Origin of the sequence: Streptomyces sp. NBC_01267 (assembly GCF_036241575.1) — a bacterium.
Classification (GTDB): Bacteria; Actinomycetota; Actinomycetes; order Streptomycetales; family Streptomycetaceae; genus Streptomyces.
On record NZ_CP108455.1, the window covers coordinates 3,435,105 to 3,447,629 of the forward strand.

Genomic DNA, 12,525 nt, shown 5'->3' on the forward strand with positions numbered 1-12,525 from the left:
GCGTGTACCCGCGCCCGGATGCGCGACACTGGTGGTTTGGCCCGTACGGAAAGGCCTCACTGCGCGAAGGGACTCACCGCGTGAATGGACCGCTCATCGTCCAAAGCGACAAAACCTTGCTCTTGGAGGTGGACCACGAGCAGGCCGACGCCTGCCGCCGGGCCATCGCGCCGTTCGCGGAGCTGGAGCGTGCGCCGGAGCACATCCATACCTACCGGCTGACCCCGCTCGGTCTGTGGAACGCCCGTGCCGCCGGGCACGACGCCGAGCAGGTCGTGGACGCGCTCGTCGAGTTCTCCCGCTATCCCGTGCCGCACGCGCTGCTCGTGGACGTCGCCGAGACCATGGCCCGCTACGGCCGCCTCACCCTCTCCAAGCACCCGGTGCACGGGCTGGTCCTCACCTCGACCGACCGGCCGGTCCTGGAGGAGATCCTGCGCTCGAAGAAGGTCGCGCCGCTGGTCGGTGCGCGGCTCGACCCGGACACGGTCGCCGTGCATCCCTCCGAGCGGGGGCAGATCAAGCAGACGCTGCTGAAGCTGGGCTGGCCCGCCGAGGACCTGGCCGGGTACGTCGACGGCGAGGCGCACCAGATCGATCTGGCCGAGGACGGCTGGACCCTGCGCCCGTACCAGAAGCAGGCCGTCGAGAACTTCTGGCACGGCGGCTCCGGCGTCGTCGTCCTGCCCTGTGGCGCGGGGAAGACGCTGGTCGGCGCCGGTGCGATGGCCGAGGCCAAGGCGACCACGCTGATCCTGGTCACCAACACCGTCTCGGCCCGCCAGTGGAAGCACGAGCTGGTGAAGCGGACCTCCCTCACGGAGGACGAGATCGGTGAGTACAGCGGTACGAAGAAGGAGATCCGCCCGGTCACGATCGCGACGTACCAGGTGCTGACGACCCGCAGGAAGGGCGTCTACCCGCACCTGGAGCTCTTCGACTCGCGCGACTGGGGTCTGGTCATCTACGACGAGGTGCATCTGCTGCCCGCCCCCGTCTTCAAGTTCACCGCCGACCTCCAGGCCCGCCGCCGGCTCGGGCTCACCGCGACGCTCGTACGGGAGGACGGCCGCGAGTCGGACGTCTTCTCGCTGATCGGGCCCAAGCGGTTCGACGCGCCGTGGAAGGAGATCGAGGCGCAGGGATACATCGCGCCCGCCGACTGTGTCGAGGTCCGGGTCAATCTGACGGACACCGAGCGGCTCGCGTACGCCACCGCCGAGGCGGAGGAGAAGTACCGTTTCTGCGCGACGACCGCGACCAAGCGGAAGGTCACGGAGGCGCTGGTCCGTAAGCACCAGGGGGAGCAGACCCTGGTCATCGGCCAGTACATCGACCAGCTCGACGAACTGGGCGAGCATCTGAACGCGCCGGTCATCAAGGGCGAGACGTCGAACGCGCAGCGCGAGAAGCTCTTCGGCGCGTTCCGCGAGGGCGAGATCAGCGTGCTCGTCGTCTCGAAGGTCGCGAACTTCTCCATCGACCTGCCCGAGGCGACGGTCGCGATCCAGGTCTCGGGAACCTTCGGCTCACGCCAGGAGGAGGCACAGCGGCTGGGACGCGTGCTGCGCCCGAAGGCGGACGGGCACGAGGCCCGTTTCTACTCGGTGGTGGCGAGGGACACGATCGACCAGGACTTCGCGGCGCACCGCCAGCGGTTCCTGGCCGAGCAGGGGTACGCGTACCGGATCGTGGACGCGGACGATCTGCTGAGCGGGTCGGGGGACGGGGCTGCGTGAGGCGTACCGGCCGGAGCGTGCACGTCACCGTGCGCGTGTGTGAGCACGTGCGCGTGCGCGTCAGCCTGTGCCTGTCAGCGCGTGCGCGTCACGTATCCCTGTCAACGCGTGCGCGTCACCACATGCCCGTCGCTGTCGTGCTCGCCGAGGATGACGACGCTGAACACGGCGGAGGCGAACGCCTTGACCGCGCGGATCGTGCTGCGGACGGGGTGGGCGGCGTCGGTACGGGCCTGAGTGCTGGCTGCTGTGGTCATGGCTCCATGATGATTTTCCGGCCCTCCGGAAACGTCCGGCTGGGGTCGGAACGTAAAGGGCCGTCGCCTACGACTCAAGGTCCATGCGATCCCCTACGGGAGGATGGGCCGACCGGTACCTGAGGACAGGAGCCACGCCCTGTCCACCCATGGGACTCCGACACTCGGCTGCACGGACCCGACAGCCGACCGCGCGGACCCGGAAGCCGTCCGCGCCCCGGTTCCGCGGCCGTCCGAGTCATGGCACCGGTTCCCAGTACGGAACTGTTCACGCGAGGAATGCGTTCATGAATTTCGTTATCGCTCTATCCGTCATTATCATCGCGTCCCCCATCGCCTATATCGTTCACCTTTTCAAGCGCACCCAAAAAATCATGTCACAGGGGCGGGACATCAAGGCCCTGGTGGAGGATGTCCGTCACGTCGGCTCGAATGACAGCGGGAGCATCGAAATAAGATACCGGCTTTCATGGCGGGAGGACGGTGCAACCAGGCACGTGGAAGGCAGGGACACCATTTCCGCTGTTCGCTTTCCGAAGGTACAGAAAGGCTGCGAGGTCGATATCAAGTACCTGGACGATGACCACATTCTGCTTGTTTTCGACAAGTAGACAGCCATCGGGCCGAGTCGAGGGCCGTCCCGGTTCACCACACCGGCTCCGCTCGCGTCAGCACAAGGCGCCGGCCGCCCGCAGATCACCGAACGCCTGCCGCGCGACTTCACCGAAGCCGTCGCCGTCCGTGGTGCCGCTCCAGCGCTCATGGGCGATCTTCAGAGCGAGCGCGCTCAGTTCCGCGGCCACGCACGCCGTCAGGTCGGGAACGCCGCGCCGCTTGAGCGCGTCGGTCATCGCCGCGACAAGACCGAGGCCCTTCAGCGCTTCGCGTTCCCGCAGTTCCGGACTGGCGGCGATCACCGCCCCCCTGCGGGCGGTGAATTCACGCCGCTCGGGTGTGAAGGCTTCCCTCCCGACCGTGTCCAGGGCATGCATCACGGCTTCGAACGGTGTGGCGCTCGCGGGCGCCGCGACGATCCCCTCGACGAGCAGCCCGGTCACCGCTTGCCCGCCGAAGAGCACTTCCCGCTTGTCCTGGAAGTGCCGGAAGAAGGTGCTCTTCGTCAGCCCCGCACGCTCCGCGATCTCGATCACCGTCGTGCGCTCGTAGCCCCGCTCCTCGAACAGTTCGACGGCGGCGACAACGAGTCGCTCTGATGCGTTGGGTTGCCAGCGGGCCATGAGGAAAGCCTACGGCACTTGGTCCCGTCACTCATGTACGGTGATGGGACCAAGTGCCGTCACGGTTCCGTGTGTCCATCTGGAGGTACGCCCATGAGTCGAGCCGTCATCTATCAGACGTTCGGAGACCCCGAGGTGCTGGAGCTGCGGGACGTTCCGGAACCGCACGCCGGACCGGGCGAAGTGCGCGTCCGCGTGTCGGTCGCCGGTCTGAACCCGATGGACTGGATCGTCTCCTCGTCGCCCGAGGCGGCGGCGATGTTCGGCGTCACCGCGCCGGCCGGCTTCGGGTACGAATTCGCCGGTGTCGTCGACGAGGCCGGGCCCGGCGCCGACGGCTTCGCCGTGGGTGATCGCGTCTACGGAGGAGCGATGGCGAAGGCCGCCGCCGACTTCCTGGTCGTGGGGGCTCCGGCCCAGGCGCCCGACGCGCTGTACCGCACACCGGACGGCATCAGCGACGAGGTGGCTGCCACGCTTCCGGTGACCGGACTGACCGCCGCCGCCGCTCTCCAGGCGATCGGCCTGCGGGCCGGTGACACCGTCCTGATCGGCGGCGCCGCCGGGGGTGTGGGCGTGTTCGCCGTACAGCTCGCGAAGCTCGCCGGCGCCAGAGTGATCGGGACCGCCTCGGAGGGCACGTTCGATTTCCTGCGGCAGTTGGGCGCCGAGCCCGTGACGTACGGCCCGGGGCTCGCGGACCGGGTGCGGGCGCTGGTTCCCGACGGCGTGACCGCCGCGACGGACCTGTTCGGCACGGAGACCGCCGGGGCCGCGCTCGCCCTCGGCGTACCGCCCGAGCGGATCTCCACGATCGCCGCGGGCCCGAACCCTCCCGGCGGCGTGCGCGCGACCGGGGGCAGCGACGCCGGGCCGGCCGACCTGGACCGGATCACCGGGGCGATCCTCGCCGGCCGGATCACCGTGCCCATCGCCGCGACCTTCCCGGTCGAGCAGATCCGTGACGCCGTGGCGCTGCAAGCCGCACGCCACACCCACGGCAGGATCCTGCTCACGCTCTGACCACGCCTCCACCCGCACCGCCGCGCCCCGGCCGCCGGGGCGCGGCGGTGTCAGCTTTCGGGCTGCTCCTGCGCCGGCGGGACGGGCGCGGAGAGGGTGTGCAGATCGTCGAAGGCCTGGAGGACATGTGCGTCCAGGCTCCGCGCGGAGTCGGCGATCCAGGCTTGCGCCGCGTGGTGGAAGGTGGCCCAGCCGGTGCGTGCGGCCAGGTCGGCCAGCCGGTCGGGGACGTGGCGCAGACGTAGCGCCTCCGCCACGGCTTCGGTGAGGGCCGCGCCCTTGGCCAGATCACGCTCCCGGAGCACCGGAGTCCTGGCGATGACCGCCAGCCGCGGCTCGGCGAACGGGCGGTTGTCCTCAAGGACGCGTCCGGCTTTCCGGAAGGCGCACAGCAGAACACCGAGTGGCTGCAGGCCGTCGGGGGCGTCGGCGATCTCCTGCGTCAGCGCGGCGCGCAGGTCGGCCTCGCCGTCGAAGAGCACCTCGCGCTTGTCCGGGAAGTGCCGGAAGAAGGTGCGCTCGTTGACGCCTGCCCGAGCGGCGATCTCGGCCGTGGTGGTCCGGTCGAACCCGCGCTCCTGGTACAGCTCCAGAGCCGCCTGCTTGAGGCGGCTGCGCGCTTCTGCTCCGCTTCTCGGCATCCCTCGAAGATACCGCACACGCCAGTGACTGGCACTACTTGACGCCAGTCACTGGCGCTACGTAACGTCAGTGACTGGCGCTACCGGGACGGTGGCTGCCAGGGCGCGCATGCGACGCGTCGCTGCGCCGCCGCCCTCGAAAGGCAGGCCGTTACCGCCTCACCCGTCACCGGACCCGTTCGGCCACCCCGGTGCACACATCCACAGGGAGAGCGTTCATGCAGATCTTCGTCACCGGCGGTTCCGGCCAGACCGGCCCCGCCGTCGTCGCCGAGCTCGTCGCGGCAGGCCACCACGTCACCGGGCTGGCGCGCTCGGATGCCGCCGCCGCCCGGCTGGAGTCGCTGGGCGCCACACCGCACCGCGGCTCCCTGGACGACCACGACAGCCTGCGCCGTGGCGCCGAGGCCGCCGACGGCGTCCTGCACATGGCGTACGGCGGCGACTTCTCCGACCTCGACGACATGATGCGGCGCGACCGGACCGCGATCGAGGCCCTCGGACGGCCGTTGGAACACTCGGGCAAGCCGCTCGTCATCACCTCGGGCACGCTGGTCATGCCCGCCGGCCGGGAGACCACCGAGAACGACGAGCCCGACACGGCCGGGATCGCGGCCTTCCGTATCGCGGGCGAGCGAGCCGGCCTGGACTTCGCCGCCCGGGGAGTTCGCGCGAGCGTGGTCCGCCTCGCTCCCACCGTGCACGGCCCCCAGGACCACGGCTTCATCCCCATGCTGATCGCCACCGCACGGAAGACCGGCGTCTCGGCCTACGTCGGCGACGGCACCAACCGGTGGCCCGCGGTCCACCGGCTCGACGCAGCGGTCCTGTTCCGCCTGGCAGTGGAGCAGGCTCCGGCGGGCAGCGTGCTGCACGGAGTGGCCGAGAGCGGCGTCACCATGAAGAGCATCGCGCAGACGATCGCCCGGGGCCTGGACCTGCCGACGGTCTCGCTGACCCCCGACGAGGCCGCCGGGCACTACGTCAGCCCGTTCATGGCCACGGTCTACGGCTTCGACGCGCCCGTCTCCAGCGCTCACACACAGGAGCTGCTCGGCTGGTCGCCCACCAACCCGACCCTGCTCGAAGACCTGGAGTACGGCGACTACCTGGCCGCACCGGCCTCCTGACCCGCACGCCGTTCCGGACGGCGTTCCGGACGGCGTTCCGCACGCCGTTCCGGACGGCGGGGCTCCGGCGAAATCCGTTCGCCCCCACCCCTGCCCGGTGACTACAATCGCCCCTTCCCCGCCTCCCCCAGGGAGCGTCGCCGTCCGGCCGGAACCGGAGGCTGCCACGCCGTGATCAGCCGTACCCGCCCGGAGGCAACACCGTGCCCACGCACGTCCCGCAGGACACCCCCGACGATCCGCACGACAGCGCACTCACGCACGCACCGGCCCCCCGCGACGGCGCCCCCGACGATCCGCTCGCACGCGAACGCGCCCACCTCACCGGTTCGCGCGCGGCCCTGCGGGCGATGCGCGAGGACGTCGAAGGGCTCGACATCCGCGACGTCACGGCGAACTGGGTCAACGCGGCGGTCCTCTCCGCGCAGATGGATGAACGCATCAAGGCGCTCGCCGATCTCGCCCACACCCCGCTCTTCTTCGGGCGGCTCGACTACCTGCACACCCCCGGCGCCGACCTCGCCGAAGGAGCCGAGGGGGAGCGCTTCTACATCGGCCGGCGCCATGTGCACGACGCCGACGGCGACCCGATGGTGATCGACTGGCGCGCGCCGGTCTCCCAGCCCTTCTACCGGGCATCGGCCAAGAACCCCATGGACATCGGGCTGCGGCGCCGTTTCGGCTACACCGCCGGTGACCTCACGGCGTACGAGGACGAGCACCTCACCTCCCCGGCCGTCGGCGACCAGCAGACCAGCAAGCTGCTCCAGGCCGAGATCGAGCGGCCCCGCGTCGGACCGATGCGGGACATCGTGGCGACGATCCAGCCGGAGCAGGACGAGATCGTACGGTCGGACCTCGGCGGCACCGTCTGCGTGCAGGGCGGGCCCGGCACCGGGAAGACCGCCGTCGGCCTGCACCGGGTCGCGTATCTGCTGTACGCGCACCGCGAGCGGCTCGCCCGCACCGGCACCCTGGTCATCGGGCCGAACAAGTCATTCCTGCACTACATCGAGCAAGTGCTGCCCGCGCTGGGTGAGTTGGACGTCAAGCAGGCGACGGTCGACAGCCTCGTGACGGCCGTCGAGGTCAAGGGGGCGGACGCCGCCGACGCCGCCGTGATCAAGGGCGACGCCCGGATGGCGGAGGTGCTGCGCCGGGCCCTGCGCTCGCACGTGACCGTGCCGACCGAGCCCGCCGTGGTCGTCCGGGGTTCCCGCCGCTGGCGCGTACCGGCGTACGAACTCGAAGAGATGGTGCGCGAGTTGCTGGCCCGCGACATCCGGTACGGCGCCGCCCACGACGCCCTCCCGCAGCGCATCGCGCACGCCGTGCTCGTACGGATGGAGGAGGCGGGAGAGGCCCCCGACGACCGGGTGCAGAACGCGGTGGCCCGCAACCCCGCCGTGAAGGCCGTCGTCAAGTCGGCCTGGCCGCAGGTCGATCCGGCCAAGCTGGTGCTGCGGCTGCTCTCCGACGCGGAGTTCCTGGCCGCGCACGCGGAGGGCATCCTGACCGACGAGGAACAGAAGACGATCCTCTGGGTGAAGCCCGCCCGGTCGGTGAAGTCCGCCAAGTGGTCGCTCGCGGACGCCGTACTGATCGACGAGGCGACCGACCTGGTCACCCGTACGCACTCGCTGGGCCATGTCGTGCTCGACGAGGCCCAGGACCTCTCCCCCATGCAGTACCGCGCGGTGGGCCGCCGCTGCACGACCGGTTCGGCGACGGTCCTCGGCGACCTCGCGCAGGGCACCACGCCCTGGGCGACGTCGAGTTGGGACGAGGCGCTGCGGCATCTGGGCAAGGGCGACGCGCACGTGGAGGAGCTGACGGCCGGTTTCCGCGTGCCGCGCGAGGTCATCGCGTACGCGTCCCGGCTGCTGCCGCACATGTCGCCGGGGCTGGCGCCGGTCTCCTCCGTACGGGAGAACCCCGGCTCGCTGGAGGTGTGGCCGACGGCGGACCTGGACGCGGCGGCCGTCACCGCCTGCCGGGACTCGCTGCGCCACGAGGGCTCGACCGGCCTGATCGCCGCCGACGCGCGCATCCCCGCGCTGGCGGAGGCGCTGACGGCGGCGGGGCTCGCGTATCTCGACCCCGGTGAGGAGACCAGCGCCGAGTCCCGGCTGACCCTGGTGCCCGCGTCGCTCGCCAAGGGCCTGGAGTACGACTACGTGGTACTGGACGAGCCGTCCGCCGTGGTCGACGGCGAACCCGACGAACGGACCGGCCTGCGCCGCCTGTACGTCGCCCTTACCCGGGCGGTGTCCGGCCTGATCGTGACGCACGCGACGGAACTGCCGGAACAGCTCGGCGCACTGTGAGTCCCAGCGCTATGAACCTCAGCGCTGTGAACCCCAAGGCTGTGAACCCCGCCCGCGCTGTGAACCCCGCCCGCGTACGGACCGTCTGAAGAACTGCGGCCACCTTCCGGCCCGGCCGGGCCGGAAGGTGCGGCAGCCTCAGAGGTCACCCAGCAGCCTCAGGGGCTGTACTGCCGGGCGGGCCTCAGGCGTCCAGCGCCGTCCGCCACTCCCGTACCGCGTCCGCGTCGACCGGCAGTGACCACCCGGACGGCCGGGCCGCCCCGCCGATGTGGAACGCGTCGATCCCGGCCGCCCGCAGCTCCGGCAGGTGGCCGAGCCGGAGCCCGCCGCCCACCAGCATCCGCGCCTCGTACCCGGGCTCTCCCGCGCGCGCCGCCTCCGCGAGCAGCGTGGGCATCCCGTCGGACACCCCGGACGGGGAGCCCGCCGTGAGGTAGGTGTCGAGGCCGGGCAGCGCGGCGAGTTCCTTGCGGAGCGCGTCGCGGTCGGCCGCGCGGTCGATGGCCCGGTGGAAGGTCCACGGGCAGCCTTCGAACTCCGCGACGAGCCGCTCGACCGCGACCAGGTCGGGGTTGCCGTCGGCGTCCAGGAAGCCGAGTACGAACTGGTCGGCGCCCTCGCCGCGCAGCGTCCGCACCTGCTCCACGAGCGCGTCGATGTCCCCGGCGGCGAACCCGTCCGCCAGGCGCAGCATCACGCGCAGCGGGATGTCGACGGCCGCGCGGATCGCCGCGAACGTCTCGCGGGTCGGTGTCAGCCCATCGGCTGCCATGTCGGTGACCAGCTCAAGGCGGTCGGCACCACCGGTCTGGGCGGCGACCGCGTCCTCGGCGGAGAGCGCGATCACCTCCAGAACTGCACGGTTGCTCATCAAATCCCCATCTTCGTGAGCCATAGGTCTAGTCCAATAGACAGCCTACGGTCCTGATTCCTGTCTCCGCAGCTTGCACTGTCAACGGGCGTCCCTTGCATCCCATACCCTTGGGGGGTATACATGAAGGAAGAGATACCCCCCATGGGTATGACTCCAGGATCCCGAGGAGGAGACCGTGTCGGCACCGACAGGAACCCAGGTCGAGCTCGCCATCGGGGGGATGACCTGCGCCTCGTGCGCGGCCCGTATCGAGAAGAAACTCAACCGCATGGACGGGGTCGAGGCCACCGTCAACTATGCGACGGAGAAGGCACGCGTCTCCTTCGGGGAGGGCGTGGACGTCTCCGACCTGATCGCCACGGTCGAGAAGACCGGCTACACGGCCGCCGAACCGGAGCCCCCGGCACCCGCACCGGTAACCGACCGGGGTACGGAGTCGGGTCCCGAGGGAGCCGAAGGGGCCGGGGCCGCCGATCCCAAGCTGGCCGCGCTCCGGCAGCGTCTGCTGGTCTCCGCGCTGCTCAGCCTGCCGGTCGTGCTGCTCGCGATGATCCCCGCGCTGCAGTTCGACAACTGGCAGTGGCTGTCCCTCACCCTCGCCGCGCCGGTCGTCGTCTGGGGCGCGCTGCCCTTCCACCGCGCCGCCTGGACCAATCTGCGGCACGGCGCCGCCACCATGGACACGCTCATCTCGGTCGGCACGCTCGCCGCTTTCGGCTGGTCGCTGTGGGCCCTGTTCTTCGGTACGGCCGGGATGACCGGCATGACCCACCCGTTCGAGCTGACCATCGGGCGCAGCGACGGCGCGGGCAACATCTACCTCGAAGCCGCCGCGGGCGTGACGACGTTCATCCTGGCCGGCCGGTACTTCGAGGCCCGCTCCAAGCGCAAGGCGGGCGCCGCGCTCCGGGCGCTGCTGGAACTGGGCGCCAAGGAGGTCACGGTCCTGCGCGGCCCGGCCGAGGTCCGGATCCCCGTCGCCGATCTGAAGCCCGGTGACCACTTCCTGGTCCGCCCCGGCGAGAAGATCGCCACCGACGGCCGGGTGATCGAGGGTTCGTCCGCCGTGGACGCCTCGATGCTCACCGGCGAGTCCGTACCCGTGGAGGTCGCCCCGGGCGACCCGGTCACCGGCGCCACCCTCAACGCGGGCGGACGCCTGGTCGTCGAGGCGACCCGCGTCGGGGCCGACACCCAGCTGTCCCGAATGGCCCGGCTCGTCGAGGACGCCCAGAACGGCAAGGCGGCGGCCCAGCGGCTCGCCGACCGCATCTCGGCGGTCTTCGTGCCGGTCGTCATTGCCCTCGCGCTGGCCACGCTGGCCGGCTGGCTGCTGGTCACCGGCGACCCGACGGCCGCCTTCACCGCAGCCGTGGCCGTACTGATCATCGCCTGCCCGTGCGCCCTGGGCCTGGCCACGCCGACCGCGCTGATGGTCGGTACGGGACGCGGGGCGCAGCTCGGCATCCTGATCAAGGGCCCTGAGGTACTGGAGTCGACGCACCGCGTGGACACCATCGTGCTCGACAAGACGGGCACCGTGACGACGGGCCGGATGACCCTGCTCGCCGTGCACCCGGCCGCCTCCACCGACGAGGCGGAGGTCCTGCGGCTGGCAGGCGCCCTGGAGCACGCGTCCGAGCACCCGATCGCCCAGGCGGTGGCAGCCGGTGCGACCGAGCGGGTCGGCGCGCTGCCCACCCCCGAGGACTTCGTCAACCTCGCCGGGCTCGGCGTGCAGGGCGTGGTGGACGGCCACGCGGTACTGGTGGGCCGGGAGAAGCTGCTCGGCGAGTGGGCGATCACGCTGCCCGCGGAGCTGGCACAGCTCAAGGCGGAAGCCGAGGCCGCAGGGCGTACGGCTATCGCGGTGGCCTGGGACGGCGAGGCGCGGGCGGTACTCGAAGTCGCCGACGCGGTGAAGGAGACCAGTGCGGAGGCCGTACAGCGGCTGCGCGCCCTGGGGCTCACCCCGATCCTCCTGACCGGTGACAACAAGGCGGTGGCCGAGTCCGTGGCGGCCCAGGTCGGCATCGACGAGGTGTACGCGGAAGTCCTCCCGCAGGACAAGGTCGACGTGGTCAAGCGGCTCCAGGCCGAGGGCCGGGCGGTCGCGATGGTCGGCGACGGCGTCAACGACGCGGCGGCTCTCGCCCAGGCCGACCTGGGCCTGGCCATGGGAACCGGCACGGACGCCGCGATCGAGGCGGGCGACCTGACCCTGGTCCGCGGCGACCTGCGGGCGGCGGCCGACGCGATCAGGCTGGCGCGGCGGACCCTGGGCACGATCCGGTCGAACCTGTTCTGGGCCTTCGCGTACAACGTCGCGGCGCTTCCACTGGCGGCGGCGGGGCTGCTGAACCCGATGATCGCGGGGGCGGCGATGGCCTTCTCGTCGGTCTTCGTGGTGGGCAACAGCCTGCGGCTGCGGGGGTTCAAGGCCCAGGCCTGACCGCTCTACCGGAGGGGCTTGGAAATCAAGCCCCTCCGGCGATTTCGTTCTGCCCGGCCGGGCGAGCCGCTCAAGCCCCTCCAGCGATTGAGGAGCGGGGTCCGGGGCGGAGCCCCGGCAACGGCCCGCACCGCACCAGCACACCCGCACCGGCACCCGCACCCGCACCGCAACCCGCACCCTCACAATGGCCAGATGCCCGAAGACCTCCGCACCCACTGGCACCACACCCTCACCGCAGCCCGCGACGGCGCCACCACCCCCGACCCGGCCCCGTACGCCGAGAACCTCCTCGCCCGCTGGGCCGAACCGCACCGCAAGTACCACACCACCGCCCACCTCACCGCGGTCCTCGACCACATCGACACCCTCGCCGACCACGCCGCCGACCCGGCCGTCGTACGGCTCGCCGCCTGGTTCCACGACGCCGTGTACCGCCCCGACCGTTCGGAGAACGAGGAGCGCAGCGCGCAGCTGGCCGAGCGGGCGCTCGCCGAGGCGGCGGTCCCGGTGGACCGTACGGAGGAGGTGGCCCGGCTGGTCAGGCTGACCGTGGGCCACGATCCGCAGCCCGGCGACACCAACGGCGAGGTGCTCTGCGACGCGGACCTGGCCATCCTGGGCACGGCCCCCGCGGCGTACGCGGCCTACGCGGCTGCCGTCCGGGAGGAGTACGCGTTCGTCCCCGACGAGGCGTTCCGCGAAGGGCGCGCTGCGGTGCTGCGCGAACTGCTCGGGCTGCCCGCCCTGTTCCGTACGGCCCACGGGCGGGCGGTGTGGGAGACGCGGGCGCGCCAGAACCTGGCCACGGAACTGGAGCTGCTCACCCTCTGAGAGCCGG

General features: G+C 71.3%; 11 protein-coding genes. 7 read left to right on the top strand and 4 right to left on the bottom strand.

Features of this window, described 5'->3' with window-relative positions; all coding sequences use genetic code 11:
- Nucleotides 1-80 precede the first annotated feature (80 nt).
- On the top strand, nt 81-1,739 hold the full coding sequence (locus tag OG709_RS15710; protein WP_250301095.1) for a DNA repair helicase XPB: 1,659 nt from the start codon (nt 81-83) through the stop codon (nt 1,737-1,739).
- 101 nt (nt 1,740-1,840) lie between these two features.
- Here the strand turns inward: OG709_RS15710 and OG709_RS15715 are convergent, their stop codons facing one another.
- Entirely contained in the window at nt 1,841-1,996 is a 156-nt protein-coding gene (locus OG709_RS15715; protein WP_250301094.1) for a hypothetical protein, read from the bottom strand.
- Between the two features lie 287 nt (nt 1,997-2,283).
- Here OG709_RS15715 and OG709_RS15720 point away from each other — a divergent pair, with 287 nt between their 5' ends.
- Nucleotides 2,284-2,607, top strand: a complete 324-nt coding sequence (locus OG709_RS15720; protein WP_250301093.1) for a hypothetical protein — start codon at nt 2,284-2,286, stop codon at nt 2,605-2,607.
- A gap of 57 nt (nt 2,608-2,664) precedes the next feature.
- Here OG709_RS15720 and OG709_RS15725 read toward each other — a convergent pair whose 3' ends face one another.
- The gene (locus tag OG709_RS15725) at nt 2,665-3,234 is read right to left on the bottom strand and encodes a TetR/AcrR family transcriptional regulator (protein WP_250301092.1); all 570 of its coding nucleotides are present in this window, start codon (nt 3,232-3,234) and stop codon (nt 2,665-2,667) included.
- Between the two features lie 93 nt (nt 3,235-3,327).
- Between OG709_RS15725 and OG709_RS15730 the strand changes: the two genes are divergently transcribed.
- The gene (locus OG709_RS15730; protein WP_250301091.1) at nt 3,328-4,257 is read left to right on the top strand and encodes an NADP-dependent oxidoreductase; all 930 of its coding nucleotides are present in this window, start codon (nt 3,328-3,330) and stop codon (nt 4,255-4,257) included.
- Nucleotides 4,258-4,307: 50 nt separating this feature from the next.
- Here OG709_RS15730 and OG709_RS15735 read toward each other — a convergent pair whose 3' ends face one another.
- The gene (locus OG709_RS15735; protein ID WP_329166590.1) at nt 4,308-4,898 is read right to left on the bottom strand and encodes a TetR family transcriptional regulator; all 591 of its coding nucleotides are present in this window, start codon (nt 4,896-4,898) and stop codon (nt 4,308-4,310) included.
- Between the two features lie 218 nt (nt 4,899-5,116).
- On the opposite strand from OG709_RS15735, the gene OG709_RS15740 reads away from it, so the two are divergent.
- The gene (locus OG709_RS15740) at nt 5,117-6,028 is read left to right on the top strand and encodes an SDR family oxidoreductase (RefSeq protein WP_266642337.1); all 912 of its coding nucleotides are present in this window, start codon (nt 5,117-5,119) and stop codon (nt 6,026-6,028) included.
- Nucleotides 6,029-6,231: 203 nt separating this feature from the next.
- Nucleotides 6,232-8,355, top strand: a complete 2,124-nt coding sequence (locus OG709_RS15745) for a HelD family protein (RefSeq protein WP_326694586.1) — start codon at nt 6,232-6,234, stop codon at nt 8,353-8,355.
- A gap of 184 nt (nt 8,356-8,539) precedes the next feature.
- On the opposite strand, the gene OG709_RS15750 is transcribed toward OG709_RS15745, so the two are convergent.
- Complete coding sequence (locus OG709_RS15750; RefSeq protein ID WP_329166592.1) at nt 8,540-9,229, bottom strand: copper homeostasis protein CutC; 690 nt, start codon at nt 9,227-9,229, stop codon at nt 8,540-8,542.
- Between the two features lie 223 nt (nt 9,230-9,452).
- Between OG709_RS15750 and OG709_RS15755 the strand changes: the two genes are divergently transcribed.
- Together OG709_RS15755 and OG709_RS15760 are read left to right on the top strand one after the other, a co-directional pair.
- Nucleotides 9,453-11,684 (top strand): heavy metal translocating P-type ATPase, encoded by a 2,232-nt coding sequence (locus OG709_RS15755; protein WP_405688445.1) that lies wholly within the window; start codon nt 9,453-9,455, stop codon nt 11,682-11,684.
- 195 nt (nt 11,685-11,879) lie between these two features.
- Entirely contained in the window at nt 11,880-12,518 is a 639-nt protein-coding gene (locus OG709_RS15760) for an HD domain-containing protein (RefSeq protein WP_250301086.1), read from the top strand.
- The last annotated feature ends 7 nt before the right edge of the window (nt 12,519-12,525 follow it).

Bases quoted from the DNA above. Each gene is read 5' to 3' on its own strand.
- OG709_RS15725 (WP_250301092.1), bottom strand. From the start codon at position 3,234: ATGGCCCGCTGGCAACCCAACGCATCAGAGCGACTCGTTGTCGCCGCC.
- OG709_RS15735 (WP_329166590.1), bottom strand. From the start codon at position 4,898: ATGCCGAGAAGCGGAGCAGAAGCGCGCAGCCGCCTCAAGCAGGCGGCT.
- OG709_RS15730 (WP_250301091.1), top strand. From the start codon at position 3,328: ATGAGTCGAGCCGTCATCTATCAGACGTTCGGAGACCCCGAGGTGCTG.
- OG709_RS15720 (WP_250301093.1), top strand. From the start codon at position 2,284: ATGAATTTCGTTATCGCTCTATCCGTCATTATCATCGCGTCCCCCATC.
- OG709_RS15750 (WP_329166592.1), bottom strand. From the start codon at position 9,229: ATGAGCAACCGTGCAGTTCTGGAGGTGATCGCGCTCTCCGCCGAGGAC.
- OG709_RS15755 (WP_405688445.1), top strand. From the start codon at position 9,453: ATGACCTGCGCCTCGTGCGCGGCCCGTATCGAGAAGAAACTCAACCGC.
- OG709_RS15715 (WP_250301094.1), bottom strand. From the start codon at position 1,996: ATGACCACAGCAGCCAGCACTCAGGCCCGTACCGACGCCGCCCACCCC.
- OG709_RS15740 (WP_266642337.1), top strand. From the start codon at position 5,117: ATGCAGATCTTCGTCACCGGCGGTTCCGGCCAGACCGGCCCCGCCGTC.
- OG709_RS15760 (WP_250301086.1), top strand. From the start codon at position 11,880: ATGCCCGAAGACCTCCGCACCCACTGGCACCACACCCTCACCGCAGCC.